General features: G+C 44.1%; 2 protein-coding genes. Both read left to right on the forward strand.

Annotated elements, in window-relative coordinates; genetic code table 11:
- A partial coding sequence (locus R7O12_RS24030) for an ATP-binding protein (RefSeq protein ID WP_318126551.1) occupies positions 1–1,184 on the forward strand: 1,184 nt, incomplete at its 5' end.
- Positions 1,174–1,770 carry a response regulator transcription factor gene (locus R7O12_RS24035; RefSeq protein WP_005462333.1) on the forward strand — a complete coding sequence of 199 codons (597 nt, stop codon included), beginning with the start codon at positions 1,174–1,176 and terminating at the stop codon, positions 1,768–1,770. The genes R7O12_RS24030 and R7O12_RS24035, both read left to right, overlap by 11 nt.
- The last annotated feature ends 10 nt before the right edge of the window (positions 1,771–1,780 follow it).

Here is a 1,780-nt window from a genome sequence, read left to right on the forward strand (position 1 = left end):
CGCTGGAAAACATGGCGGCCGAAGGCAAGATAGAGCTGCATAATTTGCGAGTGCTCAACGAAAGAAGACCTGCTGATTCGGTTTGCGCAGTTAGTACTCCTCTGTACCCAAATTGGACCATGGCCATGACGGAGCGTGCTCCAGTAGATGTTGGGCAAAAGGTCGCACAAACCCTGTTTGCAATGCCTGCAGATCATTCAGCCGCTATTGCTGCCAACAATGTGGGTTGGACGCTACCTGCGCCTAGCGTTAACGTAGATAAAGTCTACAAGCATTTGGACTTACATCCCTTACAGAAACCTTGGGCGCAAAAGGTTCAAGAGTGGCTACATAAAAACCAAGCAGTCGCTATCGCAGCGCTGCTAACATTGGTGTTACTGACTATCTATCACTTTTGGCTAGAGTGGACGTTCAAACGTAGTAGAGAAAAGTTGAAAGCTACCCTCAATGATTTACGTCGCAAGAGTAGCATGTTGGAACACGCTCAACGTATTACGATTGTGGGAGAATTAGGCAGCAGTATCGCACATGAAATTAATCAACCATTGGCTGCGATTAAAAACTACAGTCAAGGTGCAAAGATGCGGATGGAGCAAGGCACTACACCCGAGGAAATGTTGCCGATAATAGAGAAAATTCAACAACAAGTGACGTCTGCGAGTGACATAGTGCAGCGTTTACGTAGTTTGATTCACCGGACGCCAATCGAGAAAAGCTGGGTTGACTTACCTGCCGTCATCAATGATGCAATGAAGTTGGTGGATTATGAGTTCCAACGTCACAATATCCAACTAGGTGTGATGTATTCGGGCGAGGTACAAAACGTTTATGCGGATGTGACTGGATTGCAACAGGTGATCATTAATGTGCTTAATAACGCCAAAGATGCCTGTCTTGCTCATTCGACTTCGCAAAAAGAGTTGTTTGTTGATCTCCATGTCAGCTTTTGTGATGACGTTGTCATCATTGATGTCATGGATAACGGGGTCGGGCTCGAAGAGCAAAATACCCCTCTTGATCAGCCTTTTTATACCACGAAGGAAAATGGCCTAGGGCTAGGGCTTGCTATTTGTCGCGATGTAATTGAAGCGCACCAAGGTTCCATCAATTTTAGGTCAATTGACCCATCTGGGTGTCAAGTGACTATCGTTTTACCATATCAGGAAGCTCAGAATGAGTCGTAATCTTTGCCCACTTTATATCGTTGACGATGAAGTGCCCGTTTTAGAATCAATGGCCTTTATGTTAGAAAGTTATGGTTATAGCGTCGATGTCTATTCAAACGGGCAAGATTTCTTACAGAGTGTGAATCTGCATCAAGCTGGATGTGTATTGTTGGATAGCCGAATGCCAGAAATGCGTGGGCAGGAGCTTCACCTGCTAATGCGTAATCAATGTAGTCCAATCAGCGTTATATACCTGACTGGGCATGGTGATATTCCAATGGCAGTCGAGGCCTTAAAAGAAGGCGCGTTGGACTTTTTTCAAAAGCCTGTGGACGGTAATGCTTTAGTGGCGGCAATCGATAATGCTATGGAATGTTCACTAAAAAACCAAGAAAAACAAAGTGCAAAACTAACTCTTCAAAGCCTTACTAGAAGAGAAAAAGAAGTACTGATTCTGGTGGTTAAAGGGATGAAAAATCAGGATATGGCGAACCAACTGTGTGTTTCGCTTCGCACTATAGAAGTTCATCGCTCCAATGTAATGAAGAAGTTGGAAGTAGAAAGTTTAGCGGCATTGATTCATAAAGTAGGGCACGTAATTTAGGTATAAAAAA

The sequence above is a fragment of the Vibrio sp. Vb1574 genome (genome assembly GCF_033338675.1).